This window comes from Actinoplanes hulinensis, assembly GCF_019429605.1.
GTDB lineage: Bacteria > Actinomycetota > Actinomycetes > Mycobacteriales > Micromonosporaceae > Actinoplanes > Actinoplanes campanulatus.
The window spans coordinates 144666-170607 of the sequence record NZ_JAHXZI010000011.1 but is presented as its reverse complement, the minus strand read 5'-3'; the positions used below and the strand labels follow the sequence as shown (position 1 = coordinate 170607).

General features: G+C 70.4%; 20 protein-coding genes. 7 read left to right on the top strand and 13 right to left on the bottom strand.

Translation table 11 applies throughout. The features are described from left to right. Positions 1-14: 14 nt before the first annotated feature. Positions 15-635 (bottom strand): vitamin K epoxide reductase family protein, encoded by a 621-nt coding sequence (locus KZ829_RS21860; RefSeq protein ID WP_220145786.1) that lies wholly within the window; start codon positions 633-635, stop codon positions 15-17. Then, the gene (locus KZ829_RS21855) at positions 632-1387 is read right to left on the bottom strand and encodes a DsbA family protein (RefSeq protein WP_220145785.1); all 756 of its coding nucleotides are present in this window, start codon (positions 1385-1387) and stop codon (positions 632-634) included. Before KZ829_RS21855 ends, KZ829_RS21860 begins: the two co-directional genes overlap by 4 nt. Before the next feature lie 134 nt (positions 1388-1521). Here KZ829_RS21855 and KZ829_RS21850 point away from each other — a divergent pair, with 134 nt between their 5' ends. Next, positions 1522-2145: a hypothetical protein gene (locus KZ829_RS21850; protein ID WP_220145784.1), complete on the top strand. Its 624-nt coding sequence runs from the start codon at positions 1522-1524 to the stop codon at positions 2143-2145. A gap of 50 nt (positions 2146-2195) precedes the next feature. On the opposite strand, the gene KZ829_RS21845 is transcribed toward KZ829_RS21850, so the two are convergent. Both KZ829_RS21845 and KZ829_RS21840 read right to left on the bottom strand, forming a co-directional pair. Further along, positions 2196-3329 (bottom strand): PQQ-binding-like beta-propeller repeat protein, encoded by a 1134-nt coding sequence (locus tag KZ829_RS21845; protein WP_220145783.1) that lies wholly within the window; start codon positions 3327-3329, stop codon positions 2196-2198. Positions 3330-3564: 235 nt separating this feature from the next. After that, the gene (locus KZ829_RS21840; protein WP_308285610.1) at positions 3565-4521 is read right to left on the bottom strand and encodes a TauD/TfdA dioxygenase family protein; all 957 of its coding nucleotides are present in this window, start codon (positions 4519-4521) and stop codon (positions 3565-3567) included. Positions 4522-5000: 479 nt separating this feature from the next. Between KZ829_RS21840 and KZ829_RS21835 the strand changes: the two genes are divergently transcribed. Next, entirely contained in the window at positions 5001-6614 is a 1614-nt protein-coding gene (locus tag KZ829_RS21835) for a methyl-accepting chemotaxis protein (protein WP_308285609.1), read from the top strand. 12 nt (positions 6615-6626) lie between these two features. Here KZ829_RS21835 and KZ829_RS21830 read toward each other — a convergent pair whose 3' ends face one another. From KZ829_RS21830 to KZ829_RS21810, 5 genes are all read right to left on the bottom strand, one after another. Continuing rightward, entirely contained in the window at positions 6627-7022 is a 396-nt protein-coding gene (locus KZ829_RS21830; RefSeq protein WP_220145781.1) for a hypothetical protein, read from the bottom strand. Positions 7023-7046: 24 nt separating this feature from the next. After that, on the bottom strand, positions 7047-13121 hold the full coding sequence (locus KZ829_RS21825) for a polymorphic toxin-type HINT domain-containing protein (protein WP_308285608.1): 6075 nt from the start codon (positions 13119-13121) through the stop codon (positions 7047-7049). A gap of 147 nt (positions 13122-13268) precedes the next feature. Continuing rightward, entirely contained in the window at positions 13269-14009 is a 741-nt protein-coding gene (locus KZ829_RS21820) for an amino acid ABC transporter ATP-binding protein (protein WP_220145779.1), read from the bottom strand. Then, positions 14009-14803, bottom strand: coding sequence for an amino acid ABC transporter permease (locus KZ829_RS21815; protein WP_220145778.1), 795 nt, complete (start codon positions 14801-14803; stop codon positions 14009-14011). Before KZ829_RS21815 ends, KZ829_RS21820 begins: the two co-directional genes overlap by 1 nt. Beyond that, the gene (locus tag KZ829_RS21810) at positions 14800-15615 is read right to left on the bottom strand and encodes a basic amino acid ABC transporter substrate-binding protein (RefSeq protein ID WP_308285607.1); all 816 of its coding nucleotides are present in this window, start codon (positions 15613-15615) and stop codon (positions 14800-14802) included. Before KZ829_RS21810 ends, KZ829_RS21815 begins: the two co-directional genes overlap by 4 nt. Before the next feature lie 148 nt (positions 15616-15763). Here KZ829_RS21810 and KZ829_RS21805 point away from each other — a divergent pair, with 148 nt between their 5' ends. Next, positions 15764-16495, top strand: coding sequence for a S1 family peptidase (locus KZ829_RS21805; RefSeq protein WP_220145777.1), 732 nt, complete (start codon positions 15764-15766; stop codon positions 16493-16495). A gap of 40 nt (positions 16496-16535) precedes the next feature. Here KZ829_RS21805 and KZ829_RS21800 read toward each other — a convergent pair whose 3' ends face one another. Beyond that, entirely contained in the window at positions 16536-17324 is a 789-nt protein-coding gene (locus KZ829_RS21800; RefSeq protein ID WP_220145776.1) for a DUF2249 domain-containing protein, read from the bottom strand. Positions 17325-17381: 57 nt separating this feature from the next. Between KZ829_RS21800 and KZ829_RS21795 the strand changes: the two genes are divergently transcribed. The 3 genes from KZ829_RS21795 (at position 17382) to KZ829_RS21785 (ending at position 20843) form a co-directional block, all read left to right on the top strand. Beyond that, on the top strand, positions 17382-18092 hold the full coding sequence (locus KZ829_RS21795; protein ID WP_220145775.1) for a helix-turn-helix transcriptional regulator: 711 nt from the start codon (positions 17382-17384) through the stop codon (positions 18090-18092). Positions 18093-18604: 512 nt separating this feature from the next. Then, positions 18605-18883 (top strand): hypothetical protein, encoded by a 279-nt coding sequence (locus KZ829_RS21790; protein ID WP_220145774.1) that lies wholly within the window; start codon positions 18605-18607, stop codon positions 18881-18883. A 292-nt stretch (positions 18884-19175) separates the two neighbouring features. After that, positions 19176-20843, top strand: coding sequence for an alpha/beta hydrolase (locus KZ829_RS21785; RefSeq protein ID WP_220145773.1), 1668 nt, complete (start codon positions 19176-19178; stop codon positions 20841-20843). 110 nt (positions 20844-20953) lie between these two features. Here KZ829_RS21785 and pdxY read toward each other — a convergent pair whose 3' ends face one another. Further along, the gene (gene pdxY, locus KZ829_RS21780) at positions 20954-21805 is read right to left on the bottom strand and encodes a pyridoxal kinase PdxY (RefSeq protein WP_220145772.1); all 852 of its coding nucleotides are present in this window, start codon (positions 21803-21805) and stop codon (positions 20954-20956) included. A gap of 47 nt (positions 21806-21852) precedes the next feature. Beyond that, positions 21853-23847 (bottom strand): SpoIIE family protein phosphatase, encoded by a 1995-nt coding sequence (locus tag KZ829_RS21775; protein ID WP_308285606.1) that lies wholly within the window; start codon positions 23845-23847, stop codon positions 21853-21855. Positions 23848-23981: 134 nt separating this feature from the next. Here KZ829_RS21775 and KZ829_RS21770 point away from each other — a divergent pair, with 134 nt between their 5' ends. Further along, positions 23982-24506, top strand: coding sequence for an STAS domain-containing protein (locus KZ829_RS21770; protein WP_220145771.1), 525 nt, complete (start codon positions 23982-23984; stop codon positions 24504-24506). A 106-nt stretch (positions 24507-24612) separates the two neighbouring features. On the opposite strand, the gene KZ829_RS21765 is transcribed toward KZ829_RS21770, so the two are convergent. After that, positions 24613-25932, bottom strand: coding sequence for an SMI1/KNR4 family protein (locus tag KZ829_RS21765; protein ID WP_220145770.1), 1320 nt, complete (start codon positions 25930-25932; stop codon positions 24613-24615). Positions 25933-25942: the final 10 nt, after the last annotated feature.

Genomic DNA, 25942 nt, shown 5'->3' with positions numbered 1-25942 from the left:
CGGGGTGGCCGGAGTCAGCCGAAGAGGGCGGCTCCGTAGCGGGTGACGATGATGAGTGCCACCACCAGCAGCCAGGCGATGACCACCAGTAGATCGATGTCGTTGGCGATCGCCTCGCGCGCCCAGCTCCGCCACGCGCGCGGCATCGGCAGGTAGTCGTCGCGGATGTTCACGTGGGTCAGCGACACCCACACGACCGTGGTCGAGAGGGTGACCAGCAGGCACCACGGGCAGAGCGCGCCGATGTTGACGATGGCCTGGTAGAACAGCCAGTAGGCGAAGATCAGCCCGATGGTGTAGACGGTCTGTGCCGCGATCATGAACCAGCGCGGGAACCGCACCCCGCCGAGGGCCGCGACCGCGATGGTGATCACCACGGGTTCGGCGATGAGCCCGAGGAACGCGTTGGGGAAGCCGAGCAGCTGCGCCTGCCAGGACACTCCGACCGCGCCGCAGCTGACCACTGAGTTGATGTTGCAGGAGAGGTCGGCGGTGGGGTCGCGGGCCAGTTCCACCGCGTCGATCGAGAGCACCAGCGACGCGGTGAGGCTGATCAGCGCGGAGCACAGCATGGTGCTGTAGATCCACGTGTTGCTCTGCCGGATCGCGCGGGCCCGGGTGAGCAGGGTGGTCACTTGGTCGTGCCCGCGGCGGCGGTGACGGCCTCGTACAGCGGTCCGGCGGTGTACAGGTCGACCTCGGTCACCACACCATTGATCTTCACGGTGGGTGTCCCGGTGATGCCGTTCTCGAAGGCGGCGTCGTTCGACTGGGTGACCCACGGGACGAAGGTGCGGTCCGCGAAGGTGTCGGTCACGCTCTGCGGCACCCCGACCGAGGCGGCCAATTCGGCGATCTTGGCGTCGTCGAGTCCTTCCGAGCCCTCCTCGGGCTGGTTCTCGAACAGCGCCGTGTTGAGGTTCAGCACGTGCCCGGGGTCCTTGTCGGCGACGGTCGCCACTGCGTTGGCCGCCCGGGTCGAGTACTCGGTGCCCTGCGAGGCCTTGTCGAGGAAGGCCAGCGGGTGCAGGTTCACGGTGGCGGTGCCGTCGTCGACCAGCCTCTGGATGTCGGCGTGGTTGGCGGCCTCGAACTTTCCGCAGTAGGGGCACATGTAGTCCAGGTAGATGTCGAGGGCGACCGGGCCGTTGCCGACCGTGAGGCCGCCGTCGGCGGTGGCCGTCGCCGGCACCACCAGTGGCCCGTCGGCGCCGGATTTGTCGCCGTCGTTCATGGCGGTGATCACCGAGATGGTGATGGCCGCGATCAGCGCGACGATGATCGCCCCGCCGATGATCATGATGGTCCGGTGTCCGCGCTGTCCGGCGCGTGCGGAGGCGACCGCCTTCTGCGCCGCGGTGTGCCGGTTACCGGTCTTAGTGCCCATGATGTTGGCCCCCTAGTACGAACTGTCCGCCTTCACGGTGGCGTAGATCGGTTCGCCGCGTTATCACCCGGGGCCGAGTCGGGACCATCGGCGGCGCTGGTCAGGACCAAGGTCCCCCGCCGTACGCTGGCCGGATGGAACCACTCGACGTGATCGGCTGGGCCGGATCGGCCCTGCTGGTCTGGTCTCTGCTGCAGAGTCGCCTGCTGCGCCTGCGGGCCCTCAACCTGCTCGGCTGCTTGGTGCTGCTCGGGTTCAACGCCGCGATCGGCGTCTGGCCCATGGTGGGTCTGAACGTGGTGCTCTCGGTGATCAACCTCTGGTATCTGTGGCGGATGCTGGCGACCCGGCACGACGACAAGGCGTACCAGGTGGTGGAGGTCCGCACCGGCGACGATCTGCTGGCGCACATCCTCCGGACCCATCACGACGACATCGTCCGGTTCAACCCGGATCTGACCCTGGACGGCCTGACGCGCCGGGACGCCGCCGCCTTCCTGATCCTGAACGCGGACGAGGTGGCCGGTGTGGTGGTCTTCCACGCGGCGGGCGACGGGGTCGCCCAGGTGGAGTTGGACTACGTCACCGAACGATACCGGGATCTGACGCCGGGTGAGTTCGTCTTCCGCCGGAGCAGCTACTTCATCGACCGCGGGTGCCGCACGGTGATCACCCCGGCCGGCATGCGGTCGCCCTACTACGACCGGCTCGGCTTCCAGCCCCGAGGCGATTCGTACGTCCTGGAGCTCGCGTCCTGACCCGGTGAGGGTCGCCCGGTCCGGTGCCGCCGGGCCGGGCGACCGGGTGATCATCGGGTGGGGCAGCCGTAACGGCAGATCAGGAACCGGGCGAAGCGCTTCTGGTCCCGCGTTCCGAAGGCGGTGAAGTCGCCGCCCACGGTGAGGCCCTGCCTCATGTCGGCCTTCATGGTGAGCACGCCCCATTTGCCGTTGCTGCGCGGATCCCAGTCGAGCAGCCTGCCGGTCGCGGAGTCCCAGGCGGCCATCTTCGACTGTTTGCGCTGCATGGCCTTCTTGCACCATGAGTTGGCGATCTGGGACGGCTGCGTGCAGGCGGTGGTGAAGTGGCCGCCCGCGTAGATGGTCCCGTTCAGGGAGGTGATCGCCTGGACGTCGCCGTCGGTGACGCTGGTCCAGGCGAGCCCGCCGTCGGGGCGGTAGGCGGCGACTCTGCCACCGGCGCCGGCGAGGGCGGCGAACACCCGGTCCTTGGTGGCGGTGAGGCCGAAGGTGGGGTACGGCGTGCCCGGCTTGAACGTGGTGTCCACTTTCCCGTCGGCCAGTTTCAGCGCACCGAGCCGGGCCGTGCCGTCCGCGCCGGAGAGCTTCTTGAAGGAGCCGCCGACGTAGAGTCGTTTGCCGGCGGCGGCCAGGGCCAGCACCTTGCCGTCGGTGCCGGCGGTGAAGCCGGTGTCCACGGTGCCGTCGGCGAGGCGGATGGCGGCCAGGCTGCGGGCAGCACGGCCGTTCACGGCGGTGAACCGGCCGCCCACGTAGAGGCGTCCGCCGGACACCTCGACGGCGTGGCCGAAGCCGTTGAGGGCGGGCCGCAGCGATCCGACCGCGCCGGTGGACAGGTCGACGGCGGCGAGCCTGGCCCGCGGCTGTTCGTTGACCTTCGTGAACTCGCCGGTGACGTACAGGTTCTTTCCGTCGGCGGTCAGGGCCAGGACGGTTCCGTCCAGGACCGGGGACCAGGGCAGCAGCTTGCCGGTGCGGGCGTCGACCGCGGCGAGCCGTTTTCGCTTCAGGGTCTTGCCGTCGGCGAACGCGTGGGTGAAGTTGCCGCCGAGGTAGACCGTGTCACCCACGTGCACGCTGGCGTACACCAGGCCGTCGAAGCCGACGGTGTGCTCGGGGGTGGTGGAGAGCGTTGGGGTGCCGCCCGCGGAGGCGGGTGCGGCGGGCAGGGCGAACAACATCGCGAGTACGGCTATTCGCCGTGAAACACCAGCTAGAGACATGAACGCGACAATATGTCCTTTTTGCCAGACAGGTCGGCCGCATAGATCAAATAGTCTGACCGAACCTTTATGGGAGCGCTCCCGTACCCCTCGCCGGGACTCCGGCCGCTACATCCGGTCGCGGATCCTGACCGGCGTCGGCGCGCGCTGACCGGTGGCCCGGCCGCCTTGTCGACGCGGCCGGGCCACCGCCTCAGTTCTCCCGCTGGGCGGTGAACTCGGTGCCGGAGACCAGCTCCGAGGTGAAGCCGTCCGGGCCGACCGGCCGGTCCCCGATCAGGGTGACCCGGTGCAGCGTACGGCGCACGTCGAGGTGTTCGAGGTCTTCCGGGGCGAGGTGGGCGGTGGCCCGGTTGTCCCAGAAGGCGATGTCACCGACGTTCCACCGGAACCGGACCGTGTAGGCGGCGCGCGCGATCTGCCCGAACAGCAGGTCCAGGATCTGGCGGCTCTCGGCGGCGGACAGCCCGACGATCTTCTTGGTGAAGCCCGGGTTGACGAAGAGCGCCCGCTCCCCGGTCTCCGGGTGCACCCGCACCACCGGGTGCACCGCCACCAGCAGGTTCTTGTTGATCCGGTCCTGGTAGCGCTCGTTGTCGGAGGCGTCGACGCCGGACAGGAACCGGTGTTCGGCGCGCAGCCCGTCGACCAGCTCGCGCAGTGGTTCGGAGAGCCCCTCGTAGGCGGCGACCAGGTTGCTCCAGGTGGTGTCGCCGCCGAAGGAGGGCACCGCCTCGGCGCGCAGGATCGATGCGGACGGCGGGTTCACCGCGGCGGTCACGTCGGCGTGCCAGCCGGAGTAGTAGCTGTACTGACGGCGGCTCTGCTGTCTGCGGTCGAGACCGTACAGCTCCTCGTAGCGCTGCGGGTCGATGGTGAGGATCTCCGGGAAGTCCCGCGGCGGGGCGTTCTCGTGCGGGTGGGCGTGGGTGAGCTCACCGAACTGGCGGGCGAACGCGATCTGCTGGGCGTGGTCCAGGTTCGCGCCACGGAAGAAGATCACCTTGTGGGCGAGCAGCGCGGCTCGGATCTCCGCGACGGTCTCGGCGGGCAGCGGGGCGGTCAGGTCGGCGCCGGAGATCTCGGCGCCGATGTGCCCGGCGATGCGCTCGACGGTGATCCGGCTGGTGGGGGCGAGGGTGTCGGTCACGGTGCTACCTCCGTTGGTGGGACGGGTGTGGCGTCCATACCCTCGATAAAATCTCCCTCAATCCTATGTGTCAAGTAGGGATTGTGTTGTCAAGTGTTAAGGCCGGACATGCTGAGGGGTCATGTCGATCTCGCTTCGACATGACCCCTCGCCGGAGGCCGACCAGCGACCTCCAAACCGGACCCAACCGGTTGCTCTGTACCTTCTTCATTTAGCCGCATAAACCTGCCTGCTATTTGAAAAAACCCCATATCGTACGCCCGCCGCACAGCCGATGCGTGTCCCGCATCACCCGGACACGACGGCCGTGGTGCAACCCAGGTGCGACATCGGTGTACTCGGTGGCGCCCTTCAGATACGCGGACTCCCGTACCGATCTCGTAGGCGAGCGGTCATGGCGGCATGCAGGCCCCGATCGCTCGCACCTGACGAAACGACGAGGACATGGGGAGATCGCATTGAACGCGCCCGGTAGTGCTGTGAAATCGTCCGCCTCGTCCACCCGGCGGCGCTCCTTCAACGATTTGAGCGTCAACGTCAAGATCGTCAGCGCGGTGGCGGTGTCGTCCGTGGTCGCGCTGACCGTCAGCGTCCTGGGCTGGCAGGGGCTGGGCGAGACCAACGGATACGCCGACAAGCTGTACAACAGCAACGTCGCCAGCGTGAACGCCCTGGGTGACCTGAGGGCGGCGTTTTACCAGACCCGAGGTGATTTGAACGGCCATGCCGCCATGCGGGACGAAGCGGGCAAGGCCGCATACCGCGACGCGCTCACCGCCGATCAGAAGGCGGCGACAGCGGCCTTCGCCGCCTACCGGGCCAGCTCCCCGGCCAACGATGTCGCGGTCATCGACAAGCTGGAGAAGGGCTACCGCGCGTACGTGCAGGTCGCCGAGGAGAAGCTCTTCCCGGCGAGCGAGCGCAACGACATGGCCACCTGGGGGAAGGTCCACGAGGCGGCGAGTACGCCGCTGGCCCAGAGCGCGGCGAAGATCCTCGCGGACATGCAGGTCGTCGAGGAGGCCGACGCCAAGAAGAACGCCGACGCGGCCCAGGAGTCGTACGACTCGAATCTCACCATCTCGATCATCCTGCTCGCGGTGGGGCTGACAGCCGCACTCGGCCTGGGTCTGTTCGTCGCCCGGCAGATCGTCCGGTCGCTGCGCAAGGTTCACGCCGTCTGCGACAGTCTCGCCGCGGGCGATCTGACGCACACCGCGGACCTGACCTCTCTCGACGAGCCCGGCCGGATGGGCCGCGCGCTGGACACCGCGGTGGCACGGCTGCGCCAGACGGTCGCCACCATCGGCGGGTCGGCCGTCACGCTGGCCGGCGCGTCGAAGGAGCTGACCGTGGTCAGCTCGCGGCTCCAGTCCGGCGCCGCGGACGCCGCGGCGCAGGCCAGTGCGGCGTCGCAGGGCACCGCGGAGGTCAACGCCGGGGTGCAGACGATCGCGGCGGGCGCGGAGGAGATGAGCGCGTCGATCGCCGAGATCGCCAACAACGCCGGGCAGGCCGCCCAGGTCGCCGGCCAGGCGATGAGCGTCGCCGAGCGCACCACCGCGCAGGTCGCCGAGCTGGGCACGGCCAGCGCCGAGATCGGTGACGTGGTCAAGCTGATCACCGTCATCGCCGAGCAGACCAACCTGCTGGCGCTGAACGCCACCATCGAGGCCGCCCGGGCGGGCGAGCTCGGCAAGGGCTTCGCGGTCGTGGCCGGCGAGGTCAAGGACCTGGCGCAGCAGACCGCGAAGGCCACTGAGGAGATCACCACCCGGATCGCGGCGATCCAGTCCTCCAGCGGCACGGCCACCGAGGCGATCAGCGAGATCACCCAGGTCATCCAGCAGATCAGCGACTACACCACCACGATCGCCTCGGCCGTGGAGGAGCAGACCGCGACCACTTCGGAGATGAGCCGGTCGGTGTCCGACGTCGCGGTGAACAGCAGTGGCCTGGCCGGCACGGTGTCCAATGTCGCTCAGGGCGCCACCGCCACCTCCGACGGCGCCAGCTCGACCCAGCAGGCCGCCGCCGATCTGACCCGGCTCTCCGACGAGCTCACCGCCATCGTCAACGGATTCCGCCACTAGGCGGGTTGCCGGTCAGATGTCGGGCAGGACGATGTCGACGCGGTCCGGTGGGTAGGCGTCGGGGTCGGCGTCGCTGACACACAGCCGGACCCGCAGGTCGCCGGGCGGGACGGTGATCCAGAGGACCGCCTCGTCGACCGCGTCGCCGACCCGTAGCCGCCCGGAGGAGATCCGGACGGTGCCGTCGAAGATGGACGGGCCCACCGGCTCGTCGACGGCGGTGGACGCGATCCGGACGGCGGTGTCGCCCTCGGCGCCGTGCTCGACGCTGAGGACGAGCTGAGCGGGCCCCACCCCCAACAGGGGGTGGGGCCCGTCGTCTCCCATGCCGTCCTCGAGCACCCGGTCGTCACCGATGAGGAGCACTCCTCCGCGGATCGCGGCCGTGAGCTGTCCGAGAAGGGGCATGGGTTCGAGGTTAATCGATCGTCATCAGCTGTAGGGGCGCAACCAGCCCTTGGCCCGCCAGACGCTCACCGCCCTCATCTGCGAGAACGAGCAGGCGGCGCAGTGCGGGAAGAGCCGCTGCGTGGTGCCCGGCGGCACGAAGAACGAGACGGGCTGGTGGTCGGGGATCCACCATCCGGTCTTCGTGCCGGGCAGCGGCACCCCGCAGGTGTGGCAGCCGTACCGGTCGCCGATCTGGTTGAGGAAGAGACGCTGTCCCTCGTCGAAGGTCTGCGACTGGCTGCGTGAGGCGATCGACCGGGCCGCGTACGGTCCGGGCACGAACAGCCCGCTGCCGGTCTCCAGCCAGAACTCGTCGGACTCCGACACCTGCCGGAGCGGGCAGGCGGCGCCGACCTGTCCCCGCAGGTCGATGAGGCCGGGGTCGTTGTCGTTGTGGTTGAGTGCCGCGATGCCGGACGGCGTACGGACGTAGTAGGTGTGGATGTCGGCGACGGTCAGGTTGTGGACGGTCGTGTGCTCGCCGCGCACCTCGACCGCGAGGACCTCGACGTCGCGGCCGGTGGTGTCACGCAGCCGGTCGCCGTCGTGCACCTCGGCGGCCGGCACCCAGCCGCGCCCGCGCACCCAGAACGGGTGCCCGCCGGTGGCGGTGAGCTCCTCGCCGTCGCCGGTGAGGGTCAGGTCGACGAGTGTCTTGTCGCCGGTGCCCTCGATGGCCGCGGTGACCTGCCGGCTCGCGCTGCGCCCGGTCTCCGGGTCGGTGGCGAGGACCGCGTCGCCGGGGCTGACGTTCTCGATCGGTTCGGCCGTGCCGTCGGCCATCACCACCAGTGTTCCGGCGGCGAAGGAGTTGCAGCCTTCCTTGCGCTGCTGTTTCTTGGCGCCTTCGGTGGCCTTGCGGGTGGTCTGTTTGGCCTGTTGGCCGGTCTCCTTCGCGCCCGAGGAGGCGGATTCGACGGCCTTCTTGTACTTGTTGGTGTCGGCCGCCTCGTCGGCGGTGGCGCCGGCCCGCTTCAGCTTGCGCGGGATGTTGGCGAGCGCGGCCTTGGCGGATTTCAGTTTCCCGTACGCCTCGATGAGGCGCCGTCCCACGCCGACCGCCTTGATCATCACCTTGGCGGCCTTGAAGAGCTTGCCCCACGGTACGGCCTGCAGTGCCGTGGAGATGCAGGCCACGATGTCGCCCTCGGTGACGCAGGCTTTGGCGTCGTTGAAGCCGACCAGGTCGAGGATGAGGTTGACGATCTCGTCGGCGATCTGCTTGACGAACTTGTCGGCCTCGTCGACGAGGTTCTTGGCGTCCAGGTAGCCCGGGTTGTCGACGCATTCCGGGTCGCTGGTGTCGGCCTCGCACTGTGCCGAGGTCTGCGGGTCGAGCGGGGCCGGCGCCTTGTAGTTGGGGTTGTAGATGCTCTCGTAGTGTTCCGAGATCGGGTCGCGGCCGGTCGGGTCGGTCAGCACGCTCGGCCGGTTGTTGGCGTAGGCGTACGCCGAGATCGCCGTGTCGGTGGCGGGCTGGCTGACCGGGTCCTGGGCGTCGAACCGGCCGGTGCCGGGGTCGTAGTTGCGTGCCCGTAGCTGGTAGCGGTCGCCCTGGCTGTCGTCGTGGTAGCCGCCCGCGTACCGCATCGGGTTGTCCGGGGCGGTGTCGGACAGTTTCGTGCCGCCGTCGGTGAGCCCGGTGCCGCGGGCCTTTCCGAACGGGTCGTACCGGTAGGACCATTCGGCGGCGCCGGTGGGTGAGACGACGGCGGCGACCCCGCCGAGCCAGTCCCGGGCGTACGTGTGGGCCCCGTCCCCGGCGAGCAGGGCCAGCGGTGAGCCGGCCGGGTCGTACAGGAAGGACCGTGACGTGCCGCCGGTGCTGTCCACCGCGAGCTGTGGCATGCCGCCCGCGTTGACGTCCCAGGCCCATTTCTGCACGGTCTGCCCGGCGCCGGCGCCGGTGGCCGCCGAGATCCGGTTGCCGGATCCGTCGTACTGGTAGACCGTCGTGACGCCGCTGACCGTCGCGGACGTCATGGTGTGGTCGAGGGCGTAGGTGTAGGTCTCGCCGCCGGCCCTGGTCTGGTTGCCCTCCAGGTCGTACTCGAAGGCGCGGGTGCTGGCCGCGGTGCCGGTGACCGTCTCGCGGGTGAGCTGGTCGGCGGCGTCGTAGGTGTAGGTGGCGGTGGTGTTCTCGCCCGGCGCCACGCGTTTCTGCGTGGCCCGGTTGCCGACCAGGTCGTAGGTGTAGTCGATCCGCTCCCCCGACGCCCCCGCACACGTGGTCGCCCCGTAGCAGGCGGAGGTCAGCCGGTTCGCCTTGTCGTACAGGTAGGCGGTGGTCTCGGTGACCGTCGGCGTCCCCGTCGAGGTGCGCTTCGACGTGACGTTCGTGGGGTTGCCGACCGGGTCGAGGGTCAGGTCGAAGCCGGCGACGACCTGGTCGCCGGAGGTGGTGGCGACCGAGGTGAGCCGGCCGGCCCGGTCGTAGCCGCGGTCCTCCACATGGCCGGTCGACGACGGGTGCGTGACCCTGGTGAGGTTGTCGGCGACGTCGTAGGTGAAGCCGTACCGGTCGGCGTTGCCGCCCTTGGCCGAGGTGAGCGCGGTGATCCGGTCGCCCTCGTCGTACTCGGCGGTGATCCGGGTGCCGTCGGGGTAGGTGCGGGCGGTGATCCGGTCGTCGTCGTCGTAGCCGTAGGTGAAGACCTCGGCGCCGCGCTGGACCTCGGTGAGCCGGCCGGTCCGGTCGTAGACGCGGTCCTGTACGCCGCCCGGGTCGGCCGAGGAGACGAGCCGGTTCTTCGCGTCGTAGCCGAACGTGTGGGTGAACCCGTCGGCGCCCATCCGTTTGGCGATCAGCCGGTTCAGGTTGTCGTAGGTGTAGAAGATGGTCCGGGCCGGGCGGATCGGGTCCGGGCGGTCCGGTTGCCCCGGGTCGACCTGCCGGGCGGTGACCTGCTCGATCAGGTTGGAGTCGGCGTCGTACACCATCTCCCGGCGCCGTCCGAGCGGGTCGGTGCTGACGATCGCGCGGCCGGCCCGGTCGTACTCCAGGCTGGACACCCGGCCGAGCGGGTCGGTCCGCTTGATGACGTTGCCGTTGGCGTCGTACGTGTACCGCGTCGCCTGCTGTTCCCCGCCGGCGTCGGGCCCGAGCACCGAGGCCAGCCGGTCCGCGGCGTCGTACGTGTAGCGGGTGGTCTGGTTCTTCGGGTCGGTGACCGAGACGACCTGGTTGTTGGCGTCGTAGGCGGTGCGGGTGACGTTGCCCAGCGGGTCGGTGGTGGTCTCCAGGTTGCCGGCCGGGTCGTAGGCGTAGCGGGTGGTGTAGGCGTCCGGGTCGGCGCCGGCCACGTTGCCGCGCGGTTCGGTGATCGACACCGGGCGGCCGTCGTCGTCGTAGCGCCAGGTGATCACGCCGCCGTTGGGGGTGGTCTGCTTGAGCGGGTTGCCGGCGTCGTCGTACTCGATGGCGGCCGCCCCGGACGCGCCGGTCGAGCCGGTGCGCCGGTTGGCCGGGTCGAACGAGTGGGTGAGTTTCTGTCCCTTCTCGTCGGTCATCTCGGTGACGTTGCCGTTGGCGTCGTAGCCGACCTTGGTGGCGACGTCGAACTCGTCGCGCTGTTCGACCGGCCGGTCCATCTCGTCGAAGCCGGTGTCGACCTGTACCCGCTGGCCGCCGGAGCCGTAGGGCCGGTCGGCCTGGATCAGGTTGCCGTTGTAGTCGTAGTGGAAGACCGTGGTGAACAGGGTCTTGTCCGCGCCGGGCAGGTTGCCGCGCGGGGACGTCTCGGTGGCCTGGCGGCCCTCGCCGTCGTAGGTGCGGGAGGTGACGTTGCCCTGCCCGTCGGTCTCGGTGGCGAGCCGCCCGCCGGGCGTCCACGTCTTCGACGTGACGTTGCCGATCGGGTCCTTCACGGTGACGACGCGGCTGTTCCTGTCGTACGTGAGTCGCGTCGAGTTGGCGAGCGGGTCGGTGACGACGACCGGGTTGCCGAGTTCGTCGTAGTCGGTGCGGGACGGCTGGCTCTTGCCCGGCTGCCACACCTCCCGGACGCGGCTCTGCTGGTCGTAGACGATCCGGGTGCGGTACCTGGCCGGGTCGGCGCCGGTCACGGTGCCGCGCGGGTCGACGATCGTGGTCATCCGGCCGGTCAGGTCGTAGGTCATCTCGGTGCGGCGGCCGGTCGGGCTGATCTCGGCGGTGCGGTTGCCGTGGGTGTCGTACTCGTACCGGGTGGTCTTGCCGCGCTGGTCCCTACGGGTGACGACCTGGCCCTTGGCGTCGTACGTGTACTCGTACCCCTTCTGTCCGGGGTCGCTCTGCCCGGTCATCTCGTTGTTGTCGTTGAACGTGTACCGCCACGTGTTGCCGCGCCCGTCCTTGTGCGCGGTCATGTTGTTGCGGTCGTCGAAGGTGTTCTCGGTGGTGTAGGCGAACGGCTCCGGGGCGGTCCGTGACACCGGGTTGCCGTTCGCGTCGTGGCCGGTGGACTCCTGGTTGCCCTTGGCGTCGACGACCAGGTTGCGGCGCAGTTTGCCGTCGTAGCGGTGGTTGACGACGTCCTGGTTGGCGTTGCGGGAGTAGATCAGGACGTTGTTGCGGTAGCCGTCGACGGTCTCGACGCCGTCCGGGTCGCGGGTGGTGGCGACCGTGTCGGCGCCGCCGTCGGTGGACGCCTGGGTGGTGAAGGTGGTGGCGCCGCCCTCCGGGTCGAGCTGCCTGACCACCCGGCCGGCGGTGTACTCGTTGCGGATCGCCGGGGCGCCGCGGGCGTCGACGACCTCGGTGAGCAGGCCGGTGGCGCCGTAGCGGTACTGGGTGGTGAAGCCGCGCGGGTCCTGGATCTTGGCGAGCCGGCCGGCCTCGTAGTCGAACTGCGCGGACCGGTTGTCCGGCAGGGTGATCTTGAAAATGCGGCGCAGGTCGCGGCGCCATTCCAGGCGGACCACCCGGCCGGAGGCGTCGGTGATGGTGGAGACCAGGCCGTCGGTGTCGTAGGCGAGGGTGACGCCGTGGCCGCGGGCGTTCCTGATCGAGGCGAGGTGGCCCTGGGTGTCGAACCGCACCCGGCGCTGGTCCGGGGTGAGCAGCTGCCAGCCGCCGTCGACGGTGGTGAGGGTGGACCGGATGCCGGCCGGGGCGTCGAAGGTGCCGTCGGCCCGACGGGTGTAGACGGCTTCGGATCCGTCCTCGGCGCGGACCCGTACCGAGCCTTCGGCGGCCACGACCTGGGCGTCGTAGGTCCAGCTCCAGCCGGTGCCGAACATGCCGGCCGCCGGGTTGGCGGAGGAGTAGTAGCGGCTGGCGGAGAACGGGATGCCGTAGGAGGCCATCACGAAGTCGTGTTCGGTGCGGGAGAACGCGCCGGTGGCGGTGTTGACGCCGGCCCCGCGGATGGCCTGCCCGTTGAGGACCGGCCCGAGCACGGTCGGGCATCCGCATCCGACCGCCTGGCCGGCCGGGAGCGCCGGCGGCACGTCGGTGGTCCGCGGCTTGGCCGGGTTCGACGGCGGTGACGCGGCCTCCGACCCGTCGGCCTGGATGACGGTGATCACGGCGTGGTAGTCGCGGGCCGGGTCGAGGACCCAGCCCTCGGCGGCGCCGAGGCTGCGGCAGAACTCGCGCGGTGTGCCGCAGTCGGCGACGTCGTTCTGGCCGAGGTCGGCCGAGCGCTGTTCGGCGCCGGACGCGACGTCGGTGACGGTCACCCACCAGCGGGCCCAGGACTGCGGGTTGCCGCGGTCGAGGTCGCCGTTGAAGTAGAGGACGAGTGAGGTGTCACCGAGCAGGTAGCCCGGGCGCAGCAGCGGGTCGGCGGCCTGGAGCACGGCCGGTTCGGCGGCGCGGGCCGCGATCGCGGCGGACACCGGTTTCCCGGCCGCCTCGATGGCCGGCGGCACGGCCGGAGCGGTCACTCCGTCCGGAAGACCATGCCGTGGTGCGGCTTCGGCGGGCACGCCGCGCTGCACCGGTCCTTTTCCGGGTACGGCCACCGGCGTGCCCGGCGCGGCGGCGGCGAGCCGTGGCGTACCGGTGAGCATGGTGACGACGAGGATCAATATCAGGGAATGGCAGAGCAGCCGAAATGCCGGCGGTGTCTTCACGATGCGCCCCCCGCGCAGTGGATGGACAAGCCGCCAGCCACCCTCACGGACATCGATGCGCGCGATCAACCCCGCTTCTCGGGAGCGCTCCCACTGACCTGGGGTCAATCCCCCATACATCTATAGATTTAGATGCTCACAGGTAGGTCAGTCCAGCGGCTCCAGCACCCGGTGCAGGAACTCGCGGGTACGTTCCTCGCGTGGCCGGCCGAACACCTCGGCGGGCGGCCCCTGCTCGACGATCACGCCCGCGTCCATGAACACCACCCGGTTGGCGACCTCCCGGGCGAACGCCATCTCGTGCGTCACCACCAGCATCGTCATGCCCTCGCCGGCCAGCGTGCGCATCACCGCCAGCACCTCCCCGACCAGCTCCGGGTCCAGCGCGCTGGTCGGCTCGTCGAACAGCATCAGCCGCGGGCTCATCGCCAGCGACCGGGCGATCGCGGCCCGCTGCTGCTGCCCGCCGGACAGTTGCGCCGGGTAGGCGGCCGCCTTCTCGGTCAGACCCACCCGTCGCAGGTTCTCGGCGGTGATCCGGTCGGCCTCGGCCCGGCCGCGTTTGAGGACCCGCCGCTGGGCGATCGTCACGTTCTCCCGGACGGTCAGGTGCCCGAACAGGTTGAACTGCTGGAACACCATGCCGATGCCGCGCCGGACCGCGTCGATGTCACAGTCCGGGTCGGTCACCTCCACCCCGGCCACCCGGATCGTCCCGGCGGTCGGCTGTTCGAGCAGGTTCACACAGCGCAGCAGCGTCGACTTGCCCGAACCGGACGGCCCGATCACACAGACCACCTCGCCCGGCTCCACCGCCAGGTCGATGCCGCGCAGCACCTCCAGGGCGCCGAACGACTTGTACAGGCCCTCGATCTCGATGGTGGACATCAGCGTTCCCTTCCGGCGCGGCGCTCCAGGCCGCGGACCAGCTGCGACATCGGCAGCGTGATCAGCAGGTAGAGCAGCCCGGCCACCACCAGCGGCGTCGGGTTGACCCGGGTGTTCAGCGTGTCGCCGGCGAACTTGGTCAGCTCGATGGTGGTCGCCGTGACGCCCAGCACGTACACCAGGGAGGTGTCCTTGGTCAGCAGGATGATCTCGTTGGTCAGCGGCGGGATGACGATCCGGAACGCCTGCGGCAGCACGATCGAGATCATCGCGCGGGTGTGCGACATGCCGAGCGTGCGGGCCGCCTCCAGCTGCCCTTTCGGGACAGCCTGGATGCCGGCGCGGATGGTCTCGGCCATGTAGGCGGCGGCGGTCAGCCCGAGGCCGACCGTCACCGACCCGTAGACGCCGCCCGGGATCTCCCGGTCCGGGAACGCGAGCGGAACCCCGTACCCCACCATGAACAGCACCAACAGCGCCGGCAAACCCCGGAACAGTTCGATGTACGCGGTCGCGAACCACCGGTACGGCGGGATCGACGACAACCGCATCAGCGCCAGGATCAGCCCCAGCGTCAGCCCGAACACGAACGCCAGCAGCGTGTAGACGATCGTGTTGCGCAACGCCACGGTGATCGCCCCGGGGAACATGCTCCGGGCGATGTCGAGCCGGAAGAACGCCTCGGACAGGCGCTCCCAGTCGGCGGCGGCCACCACGACGGCGATCACCAGGGCGAACACGAGATAGCCGGCGGCCTGTGCGATCCGTCGCCGGCGGCGGGGACTCAACCTCATGAAGTGGGCTTGTCCCCGATCCAGGTCGCGTAGATCTTGTCGTACGTCCCGTCGGCACGCGCCGCCGCGATCGCCTCGTCGACGGTCTTGAGCAGCGCGGTGTTGCCCTTCTTGACGGCGAAGCCGTACTGCTCTCCGGTGTCGAACCCGGCGGCGACGGCGACCTTGCCCGGGTTGGCCTTGATGTACTCGTTCCAGACCGGCAGGTCGTTGACCGCCGCCACGACCTGGTTGGTGGCGAGCGCCTGCTGGAGGGCGGCGAGGTCACGGTAGGAGACGACCTCGATGTCGAGCTTCTTCTCCGCCACCTGCTTCTTGATGTAGTCCTCGCCGGTGGTGCCGCCCTGCACGCCGAGCCGCTTGCCGGTCAATTCCTCCAGGGTCTTGACCGGGCTGCCGGCGAGCACGGCGAGCGCCTGGGTGGCGTCGAAGTACGGTTCGGAGAAGTCGAGCACCTGTTTGCGCTCGTCGGTGATGGTCATCCCGGCGGCGGCCACGTCGCATTTGCCGGAGTTGAGGTCCGAGCCGGACTTGATGCCCTCGAACGGCGTGTCGACGATCTCCTGGGTGACGCCGAGTTTCGTGGCGACCAGATCGATGAGCGCCACGTCGAAGCCGACGACCTTGCCGCTGGAGTCCTTGGACTGGAAGGGCGCGTAGGGAAGGTGGGTACAGGTGGTCAGCACGCCCGATCTGATCAGTGGGACCCCGCTCCCGCTGGTCCCGCCGGTGTCCTCCTTGGCGCACCCCGCGACCAGCACCGCGGCGGCCGCCACAACGACGATCCTCTGGAAATATCCCTGCCTGTTCACCGTCCCAGATTAATCCACAGTGGCCGATTCAGCCGGTTCATCATCCAAACCAGAGGCACCACCTGGGATGTATTGATGAACGTAACTTTCTGGCAATCTTCGTGGCCGGGCACCCCGCCCGTTCCCCCGAAGGCAGAAGGGACGTTCTATGCGCACCCCAGCCCGGATCCTGCTGGCCGCCGTCGTCGCCGTCGCCGGCCTGTTCACGCCCGCCGCCGCCCTCGCCGCACCCGGCGACCCCGGCCCGCTGGTCGTCGGCGGCCAGCCCGCCACCGAGAACTACTCGTTCATGGTCTACGTGTCCGGCTGCACCGGTTCGCTGATCAAGGCGAACTGGGCGGTCACCGCCAAACACTGCCCCACCCCCAGCTCGGTACGGGTGGGCAGCGTCGACCGCGCGAGCGGCGGCACCGTCGTGGCGGTCCGCCGGGCCGTCAACCACCCGCGGATCGACGTCAAACTGCTCGAATTGGCGTCGTCGGTGACCCACGCGCCGGCCCCGATCCCGACCGCCTCGGGCGCCGTCGGCACCGCCACCCGCATCATCGGCTGGGGCCAGACCTGCCCGACCCGCGGTTGCGGCTCCACACCCCGGGTCGCCAACGAGCTGAACACCTCGATCGTCGCCGACAGCCGCTGCTCGGGCATCGACGCGGCGTACGAGATCTGCACCAACAACACCAACGGCAACGCCGGCGCCTGCTACGGCGACTCCGGCGGCCCGCAGGTGCGCCAGGTCAGCGGCCGCTGGGCACTGATCGGCGTCACCAGCCGCGCCGGCAACAACAGCTCCGTCTGCGCCACCGCCCCGTCCATCTACGGCGACCTGCCGTCCATCCGCGCCTGGGTGAACACGCAGGTCGGCGGCCTACCCGCCTGATCCCCTCGGCCGGCGCGGACTCCGCGCCGGCCCTCGGGTGTCAGACCGCGACGGCCACCCGCTGGAGGCGGATCTGCCACACGTCCGGACCCTCCTGGAGCCATGCGGCGGCCACCTGGCCGTGGTAGCGGGCGTCGATCTCGGCGAGCAGCGGCATCGGGGCGTGCGGCGCCACCAGGACGAGCGCCCCGTCGGCCGGGAGCGCGTCGATCGCCGCCAGCACCCGGGCGTGCCGCTGTCCGTGCGGCAGGTCGCGGACGTCCAGGCGCGGGTCGATGCTCAGCACCGCGGCCGGTCCCTCGCTGGGCGCGTCCCCACCGCAGCCGCAGTGGCCGCCGCAGCCCTCCTGCCCGCCGCCGCCGATCAGGTCGTGCATGCCGTCGAGCAGGTCGGCCAGGCTGACGTCGCCGGCGGCCACCAGCAGGGGTACGACCAGGTCGTTCTCCTTGGCCAGATGCGTGGAGAAGACGGCCTGCAGAGCGCGGGCCGCGGCCGCGGCGGCGACCGGCGCGCTGGTCTCCTCCAGTTCGGCGACCAGGGCCGCGATGGTCCGGTGCTCGTCGAGCATGCCGTCGACCAGCAGCCGCCCCTCCGGCCGGGCGGCGGCCGCCGGATACATGGCGTTCTCCTCGGCGTACGCGTGGGGCAGCAGTTCGGTGTGCAGCCAGCCGAGGAGGACGTCGCGGTGCTGCCAGACCTGCCGCAGGCCGCCCATCTCCGCGGCCGTGACGAGGTCGGTGACGTGCCCGGTCAGCGCGGCGGCCAGTTGCCGGTGGTGGGTCACCACGGCCTGAGCGGCGCGCTCGTCGGCATCGGTGTTGTGGGACATGGGGCCCTCCTGGTTTCAACGCTGTTCGGCGTTATAACGTTATTGACCGTGGAAACCATGCGGGTAGGGCCGAACGGCGCGATCGCGGAAACTCCCCGGCACCGGGCGCTGGGGTCGGACAGCCGGGTGACGATCCTGGGGCTGATCCGGGAGGCGGCCGGTGGTCTGACCGCCGCCGACGTCGCCGATCGGACCGGTCAGCACATGTCGACCACTCGCGTCCATCTGGAGCGGCTGGTCGACGCCGGCCTGCTGGTCAAGGCCCGGGCCAGCGGCGGCCTCCCCGGCCGCCCGGCGTGGCGTTACCGCGCCACCACGGCCGATCCGGTGCCCGCTCCGTACCGGGCGCTGGCCGCCGCCCTGCTGGACCATGTCACCGGCGAGGGCGCGGACGTGCGGGCCACCGCCGGCCGGGTGGGCCGCGACTGGGGTAATCAGCTGGCCGCGGCCGCCCCGCCGGCCGGCGACCCGGTCGAGGCCGTCACCACGGTCCTGGACGGGCTGGGCTTCGCCCCGTCGGTCCAGCCGGCCACCGAGACCGGCCAGATCCCGGTGCATCTGCACACGTGCCCGTTCCTGGACCTGGTCGGGAAGAACCCGGACGCGATGTGCGCCCTGCACGCCGGAGTGATCCGCGGCATCCTCGAGAAGAACGGCGCCCCCGCCGACGGCGCCACCCTGGAGCCGTTCGGCGCCCCCGCCGCGTGTGTCGTCCGCTTGCCCCCACCCGCTGTGATGCCGCGCATCGAAGATCACCTGGACGGATGAGGGAGCCACCACCGGTCAGGTTCGCCGACTCCCCCGACAGCCCGTTCGAGAGCACGACCGCCATCCGCGACTCACCCCGCGGCGATGAAACCCCACTTCCGGGTGTCCGGGGTTTCAGGTCGGCCGGACCGTCACGGACCTGGCCGGCGAGGCGGAGGCCGGCGGTATCGCCTGGACCTCCGGCGACGCCGAACCGGAGGGTCTGAGCACCCGGCCGGCCGCCCGCGCCGAGGCCCGCCGCGACGACGTCCGTGCGGTGCGCGCCCCGCTACTCGACACTCTGCCGGCTGACCTTCGCGACTCGCCCGGACCGTAGTCACCCGCTCTCCGCGATTCCGAACACCGGCAAGCCCATCACCGTTGCCGCTCGCCGATGACCTCGCCCCACTGGACCTCTCTGCCGCTGATCATGCTCGCCGCCTACCGTCGTGCCGCCCAGTAGCACGCGACCCGGCGGCGTTCAGGTCACTCCGGCGTGGCACCCGCCGGGGGGCCGGTTACGGTTGGCAACTATGACGACCTACTCCGGGCCGGCGAGGCTGATCCTTGTCGGCGGCACACAGGTGTCCGGCATGGCTTCGCTGAGTACCAACCAGCGAGGAGGCATCAACGGCTGGAGCGGTACCTTCCGTCCGGACCAGATCAGCGCGGAGATCCGGAACGCGAGTGACGGACTGTACCTGGAATTGCCCTACGACCAGATCGGGGCTGTAGCCGTCACCGGTATCCGGAAACTGCTCGCGACGCAGATTCTGATATCGCTCACCGGCAGTGGCCCTGCGCCGTTCTGATCCGTGAACCGGCCCGATGCCCACCGCTGGGGGGCATGGGGCACCGGCGGCACCATGAACGGGCTGCGGGCAGCCGTGGTGATCGCCTGCGATCACCACGGCTGTCGGGGCGTTTTGCACATTTTCCAACACCGAATTCTCGGCGGCCTGCCCCTGTTGACACGGAACATGAATGTTGCGAATGTGCGTTCAGCATGTTTCCTGTTTGAGTCTGTGGACTCGTCCTTGGGGGCACCTCATGTCACTGAAAACCCGCGCTCTGCTGGGCACCATACTCCTTTCGCTTACGTGTGTGAACGTTCCCACATCGGCTTCAGCTGGGCCTTCGTCGACCGCGTGCGCCACCACCGGGTCGGTCGACTTCGGGGTGGATCTGGCCGGCGACGGCTGGAAGTTCACCACCGGCGACGATCCGGCCTGGTCGGATCCGTCCTTCGCCGACACGGCCTGGCGGGACTGGAGCGTTCCGGACAACTGGGGCGCGCACACGGACCTCACCTCGTACGACGGCTTCGCCTGGTATCGCAAGACGTTCACCCTGCCGGCGCGGCCGGACGGGGTCACCGACGCGGCCGTCGTGGCCGCGCTCGGCAAGATCGACGACGCGGATCAGGCGTTCCTCAACGGGCAGGAGATCGGGCGGACCGGGGGCTTCCCGCCCACCTTCGACTCCACCTGGGAGGTGCCGCGCGAGTACTACCCGGCGGACGGCCTGCTGAAATGGGGCGCCACCAACGTCCTCGCCGTGCGGATCTACGACGGCACCGGTGGCGGGGGCTTCTACCAGGGCCCGGTCGGGCTCTACTCGAAGGCGCGGCTACGAGCGCTGGCCGGCAACACGGGTACGGCCGCCACCCGTACCCAATTGGCTCATGCCTGTGCCGTGCTGGACCGGCAGCATCGCGCCGTCGCCGCCGGGGACATCCGCGGCTATGCCGCGACGCTGGCCGACGGGTTCCTCCACCAGGGTGACACCGCCTCGCGCCGCATCGCCGACCTGCGGGAGCTGCTCAAGGCCGGCAAGGTGACACTGACCGACGCGCAGGCCGAGGTGTACGTGGACGGCCAGCGCCGGCTCGTCGTCGACACCATCCGCACCTGGACCGGGCTGCCGCCGACCCGGGAGCTGCTCTACCTCGACCCGCGCAGGCCGGTCGAACTGGGCGACCACTCCCGGTTCTTCCGCGACGACTACCAGTCGGCGGCGATGGGCCGGCGTGCGCAGTTCAACGTCTACCTGCCGCCGGGCTACACCCGCACCAGCGCCAAACGGTTCCCGGTCGTCTACATGCTGAACGGGTTCAACGGCAGCAACATCGAGTGGGAGGCCCGCGACATCGACAGCGTCCTGGACAGGCTCGGCGTCGAGGCGATCGTGGTGTTCCCGGACGGCGGCAGCGGCTGGTACGTCGACACCTCTGCCGGTAGGTACCGGACGATGATCGTGGACGAGATCGTGCCGCTGGTGGACCGAGCGTACCGGACCATTTCCGACCGGGAGCACCGCGGGATCAGCGGCGTCTCGATGGGCGGGCAGGGGGCGTTCACGCTCGGGCTGACCAACCCGGCGGTGTTCAGCTCGATCGCCGGCCACATGGGCGCGCTGAGCCTGCCGCCGCTGGCCGGGACGTCCGCCGAGCAGGCCGCCAACGCCGGGCTGCGGCCGCTCACGCTGGTCGCCGGGATGCCGGCGGCCGACCTCGACCGGCACCGGTACTACTTCGACGGCGGCGACTCCGACGAGTACCGCTTCGGGGCGGCGGCGCAGCAGATGAGCACGGCGCTGGCCGCCAAGGGTGTGCGGCACGACTACCAGTTGGGCGCCGGGCGGCACGACGACGCGTACTGGATGCCGAAGCTGGACCGGTCCTTCGGGCTGCACGCCGAACAGTTCGCGGCCCATCCGGTGAAGCAGCCGCACGAGCCGAAACCGGCCCGGTCGCCGTACGTCTGGCCGTGATCGTGGTCGCCGGGCCGCCCACCGCGGCCCGGCGCCCATGACCGCCGCCGCGACCGTTCATCACGGCGGCCCTGCTCATGCATCCGGGCCGGCTCACCCCCGTCAGGACGTCAGCGCACCTGCTTGGCGCTGAACTGCATGCGCGGCGTGGCGTAGAAGTCCTGGGCCTGCACCAACCGGAGTTCGCGTTCGCCGGAGCGGTAGGTCATGTCGATCAGGTCGAAGACGCTGGAGGCGGTACGTTCCAGCGCCACGGCCGCGTCCTTGGTAGCCACGTAGTGGGCGGTGAACAGCGCCGCCGTGACGTCGCCCGACCCGTTCGCCTTGAACGGCAGATGTGGGGTGGTGACCAGCCAGGCGCCGGCGGCGTCCACGACGAGCATCTCGATCGTGCCCGCCTCCCGGTCCGGGCGCTCCACGCTGGTGACCAGCACGGTCGACGGCCCCATGGCACGGGCCAGGTCGGCCGAGTCGAGGGTCGACTCGATGGTCGCCGGCTCGGTGCCGGTCAGGAAGCCCAGCTCGAACTGGTTCGGGGTGATGATGTCGGCCACCGGCACGACCCGGTCCCGCAGCAGCACCGGGATCTCGGGCGCGACGAAGCAGCCGGACTTGGCGTTGCCCATGACCGGGTCGCAGGCGTAGACGGCCGAGGGGTTCGCGGCCTTCACCCGGCGCACCGCGTCGATGATGACGTCGGCGATGCCGGCCCCGCCCTGGTAGCCGGACAGTACCGCGTCGATGTGCGGGAAGATTCCGCGGTCCTCCACGCCGAGGATGATCTCGGCGACGTCCGCCGGGGGAAGCAGCGGCCCGCGCCAGGCCCCGTACCCGGTGTGGTTGGAGAAGTTGACCGTGGGAACCGGGACGACCTCGACACCGATGCGCTGGAGCGGGAACACGGCCGCGGAGTTTCCGACATGGCCGTGGGCCACCGCCGACTGGATGGACAGAACCTTCATGCCCCCAGCCTAGAGATCCACCTCCGGCGCACGCCTCACACCCGGGTTCAGGCGGCCATGTCGGGGTCGCGGGTGTGGTGGCCGAGGGTCACGAGCGACAGGATGGTGTCCGCGGGGGTGCCGGCCGGCGCGTACAGGCGCAGGTGGGTGTTGTTGTCGCGGTGCAGGGCGCTGAGCCGGTGCAGAGCGGCGACACCCGCGCTGGCCAGGTGGGTGACGCCGGTGAGGTCGACGGTCAGCGAGCGGGTGCCGGTGGAGCCCGCGGTGCGGATCTCGCGGTCGAACTCGATGACGGTGGCGGCGTCGACCGGACCGTCGACGCGGAGGCGGGGGCCGGGGGCGAAGGGCTGGTCCAGAATCAGCAGGAAGTCGGCCGGGACGGGTTTCCGGTCGGTGGTCGCCCAGGTGAGGTCGTCGGCGGTCAGCAGGCGGGCCGGCCGGCTCACCCGGTGGGTCACGGTGGCGGTGGTGCCGGTCTCGTCGTGGTCGACGCGCAGACTGTCGACCAGTTGTGAGGTCATGTGCAGGCCGAGTCCGCGGTCGGGTGACGGGGCGGGTTCTCGCCAGCGGCCACGGTCGGTGACCCGGACCTCGACGTGGCCGGTGCCGGTCAGTGCGGCGGTGACGGTGAACGCGTTCTGCTGTGCTGCCGTGTCGATCCAGGCGTGGTCGACGACGTTGGTGGCGAGTTCCACGATCGCGTGCGTGATGGCGCCGGCGTCGGGCTGGGCGATCCGCGCCTCGGTCAGCCACGCCTGCACGCGTGCGCGCAGGGGTCTCAGTGCGGTGCGGTCGGCGATCACGGGCAGGTTCAGCGGCGGCGGCGCGGTGACGCGCTGTGCGGCCAGCAGGGTGATGTCGTCGGTGTGGCCGGTGGCCCGGGTCAGCAGTTCCAGCGTCTGCACGCACACGCGTTCGGCCGGGATGTCGGTGTCTCCGCGGAACGCCCGGTCGGCGGCGATGGCGGCCGCCGCCTCGGCGAGTTCGACGGTGCTGCCGGGCAGGTCGCGGCCGGGGCGTTCGAGGATGCCGTCGGTGTAGAGCAGCACCAGTTCGCCGTCGGCCAGTTCGGCGGTGCCGGTCGACGCGCCGGTGAACGTCCGGCCGACACCGACCGGTCCCGCGCCGGTGGCCGGCAGGTAGCGGAACCCGCCGTCGGTGGACAGCACGAGCGGTGGGGGGTGGCCGGCGGTGCAGTACTCCAGTTTGCCGCTGGTGGGGTCGAGCAGCACCACACACACGGTGCTCGCCCGCGCGCCGCGGATCTCGGCGGCGGCGGTGTCCAGCGCCGACAGCGCCGCGGCGATGTCCGCGGTGGCGGCGAGTCGTTGCCGGAGCAGCACCCGTAGCTGTCCCATGGTCGCCGAGGCGGCCACGCCGTGCCCGACCACGTCACCGACGATCAGGGCGACCCTGCCGTCGGCCAGGGCGAGGGAGTCGAACCAGTCACCGCCGGCCGCGGTGTCGGTGTCGGCGAGCAGGTAGCTCGCCGACACCTGCACCCGGGGCAGGACCGGCACTCCGGCGGGCAGCAGTTCCCGTTGCAGGGTGGTGATGACGTCGAGGGCCTGTTCCAGGCGGCGTTCGGTCTCGGCGGCCCGTTGCCGTTCGGCCTGCCGTTCGCGGACCTGCTCGGTGACGTCGACCAGGTCGACGAGGACGCCCACGACGCGACCGTCCGGATCGCGGCGGGGATGCAGTCGCAGGTCGACGTACATCTCGACCTGCTCGCCGGTGTTCTGCAGAGTTATCTGCGCCCGGAAGTTGCGGATGTGGGCCTGCTGCCCCGATGTGAACACCTGATCGTAGATCGGCTCGATCTGCTGGCCCATCGCTTCGGGGAACGAGTCACGCAGCCGGGCGCCGATCATGCGGTCACGGCCGACATAGCCGCGGAACATGGCGTTGCACGCCACGAACCGGTGATCCGGGCCCTCGGTGGCGTAGGCCACGAACGGCAGCTGCTCGAACGCGGAACGAACCACCCACGGGTCACCGACCACGGCTGACAACTCGTCCTGGTCACCTACCTGCTCGGCCACCTCGTCAGCCTTTCCAGCGTGGAGTCCCGTCCCTTTTATCTGTATCACCCGGTACGGGTCCGAGCGTCGTCCGGCGGCGGCCACGGCGGCGGATACAATTTCGGCCGGGAGCTCCTCGACGTCGGGACAGTCGCATGACCTTCTTCTCTGCCCCGAACGATCTGGAAATCGACCGCGTCGCCACCGCGCCCGAGCGGCGGGTGCGCCTGCGTGTCCGCGGTGACCTGGACAGGCACACCACACACGTGCTGATGGCCGCTGTCGCCGACTCGTTCGTCGGCGGGGCTGTCGCCGAGGTGGAACTGGATCTTTCCGGACTGACGTTCGTCGACGCCGTGGGCGTACGATGCCTGCTCGCCTGCCGGGAGGCGGCCGACGCGGCGGGCGTCGCGATGGTGCTGTGTGATCCGGCGCCGACGGTCGTCCGCGTACTGGAAGCCATGGGTCTGCTGGCCCGTCTCGGCGTCGCCGGACCCGTCACCGAGGAGCCGGACCGGGCCGGCACGTCGTCGACCTGGCACGACGGCCCGGGCGACTGGCGGGAGTGGTCCCAGCGGGTCCGCCGGGAGGCCGTGGAGACCCGGCTGCGGGCCCGCGACGCCGTCGAGCGCAGCCGGGCGATCCGCCTGGCCGGCACCTCGGACGCCGAAGAGCGGTGAGCCGCTGTTCGGCCTCGATCAGGTCGTGCAGCAGCAGCGGCGTGCCGAACGGGTGGTGGCACAGCGCCGCCTCGTCGGCGTGCCTCGTCCGCGACGGCCGGATCGTCTAGCCGCGGGACAACCGGATGCGCGTCACGTCGATTCGGGGGCGGTCCCAGCGAGCGAGCAGGGCGTCGACGACCTCGACGGTCGTGCCCCAGTCCGCGCGACCCTGCATCCCGGCGGCCTGCAGGGTCGGCGGCACCCGGTCGGCACGCAGGAGCTGTTGCCAGTTCGCGGTGCCGAGTTCCAGGTACTCCAACCCCGGCAGCGTGGTGACCACGTCCAGGTTCGTGACAGTGGCGGAGTGGCTGACCACCAGGGTCCGAACCGTCTTGTTGCCGGCGAGACCGGACAGGTCCGTCGGCTCCGGCGCGGCGCTGACGACCACCACCTCGGTGTCCGGGAGGACATCGGCGACAGTCCGGCCGCGCGGGCCGATCCGGACCACCAGGCCGCCCTCCGGGCCGGGTTCGGCCGGTTCGCTCGGCCGGCCGGTGAGCAGCTCGGTCAGCGACGGCGCGAGCCAGCGGGCGCCCGCGGGGAACTCGTGGTCCACGTAGAGGACCTGTCCGACATGTCCGCGTGGGCCGGGTTCCAGGTCGACGACCAGGAGATTGCCGCCGAAGTCGTCACCGACGGCGAACCATGCCGGAGAGGCCGCCAACGGCTGCACCCGCTCGGCCGGATCGGGTGCGACGACCTCGATGGCGCCGTCCGTCCAGGACCCGTACCGGGACCGCGGCTCGAGATACTCCCGGGCCGCCGCGTCATCGAGCGCGACGATGCTCATGCCGTAGAACAGCTCCGGGTCCGCCGGCAGCACCAGGTCGCCGGCGCCGGCCGACAGATACAGTGCCCGCACGTCCGCGGGCAGCGCGGCACCGAGCGAGGACTCGGCGGCCGCCAGCGCCGCCGGGCTCGCGGCCTGTGCGCCGGGCAGAATCCGGCGCACCAGCGCCCGTACCACCTCCGGGTCGGCGTTCGGCGACGTCGTCACCCCGTCATGGTGGACGGGCACCCGCCGGTACGGCTCGGGGTCCGCCCCGTCGACGAGCAGCACCGTCTCCAGGATCGTGCTGCCCATCCCGAACGACACCTGGGGCGCGCCCGCCACGATGTCCACTTCGGCGGCCCCCGCCGCGGTCACGAGGGCGCGGACGGCGACGCCCGGGCCCTCGACCAGAGCGGCCGGCGGTTTCAGCGCGTCCAGGACAGAACCGCCACCATGGCGCGATTCACCGTCGTCGAAGACCGAGCCGCCGTACGAACCGGGATGGACAGTGCCGCGGAACTCGATCTCCCGAGTGCCCGCGGGGGCGCCGCCGCGCAGCGCGGACACGAGCGGCCGCCAGAGCTCCGGCTGCCGCAGCGCGGTGTTGTTCATCAGCCGAGCC

Coding starts and splice junctions, on each gene's coding strand:
- KZ829_RS21855 (WP_220145785.1), bottom strand. CDS start 1,387: ATGGGCACTAAGACCGGTAACCGGCACACCGCGGCGCAGAAGGCGGTC.
- KZ829_RS21850 (WP_220145784.1), top strand. CDS start 1,522: ATGGAACCACTCGACGTGATCGGCTGGGCCGGATCGGCCCTGCTGGTC.
- KZ829_RS21845 (WP_220145783.1), bottom strand. CDS start 3,329: ATGTTGTTCGCCCTGCCCGCCGCACCCGCCTCCGCGGGCGGCACCCCA.
- KZ829_RS21830 (WP_220145781.1), bottom strand. CDS start 7,022: ATGCCCCTTCTCGGACAGCTCACGGCCGCGATCCGCGGAGGAGTGCTC.
- KZ829_RS21820 (WP_220145779.1), bottom strand. CDS start 14,009: ATGTCCACCATCGAGATCGAGGGCCTGTACAAGTCGTTCGGCGCCCTG.
- KZ829_RS21815 (WP_220145778.1), bottom strand. CDS start 14,803: ATGAGGTTGAGTCCCCGCCGCCGGCGACGGATCGCACAGGCCGCCGGC.
- KZ829_RS21805 (WP_220145777.1), top strand. CDS start 15,764: ATGCGCACCCCAGCCCGGATCCTGCTGGCCGCCGTCGTCGCCGTCGCC.
- KZ829_RS21800 (WP_220145776.1), bottom strand. CDS start 17,324: ATGTCCCACAACACCGATGCCGACGAGCGCGCCGCTCAGGCCGTGGTG.
- KZ829_RS21795 (WP_220145775.1), top strand. CDS start 17,382: ATGCGGGTAGGGCCGAACGGCGCGATCGCGGAAACTCCCCGGCACCGG.
- KZ829_RS21790 (WP_220145774.1), top strand. CDS start 18,605: ATGACGACCTACTCCGGGCCGGCGAGGCTGATCCTTGTCGGCGGCACA.
- pdxY (WP_220145772.1), bottom strand. CDS start 21,805: ATGAAGGTTCTGTCCATCCAGTCGGCGGTGGCCCACGGCCATGTCGGA.
- KZ829_RS21770 (WP_220145771.1), top strand. CDS start 23,982: ATGACCTTCTTCTCTGCCCCGAACGATCTGGAAATCGACCGCGTCGCC.
- KZ829_RS21765 (WP_220145770.1), bottom strand. CDS start 25,932: ATGAACAACACCGCGCTGCGGCAGCCGGAGCTCTGGCGGCCGCTCGTG.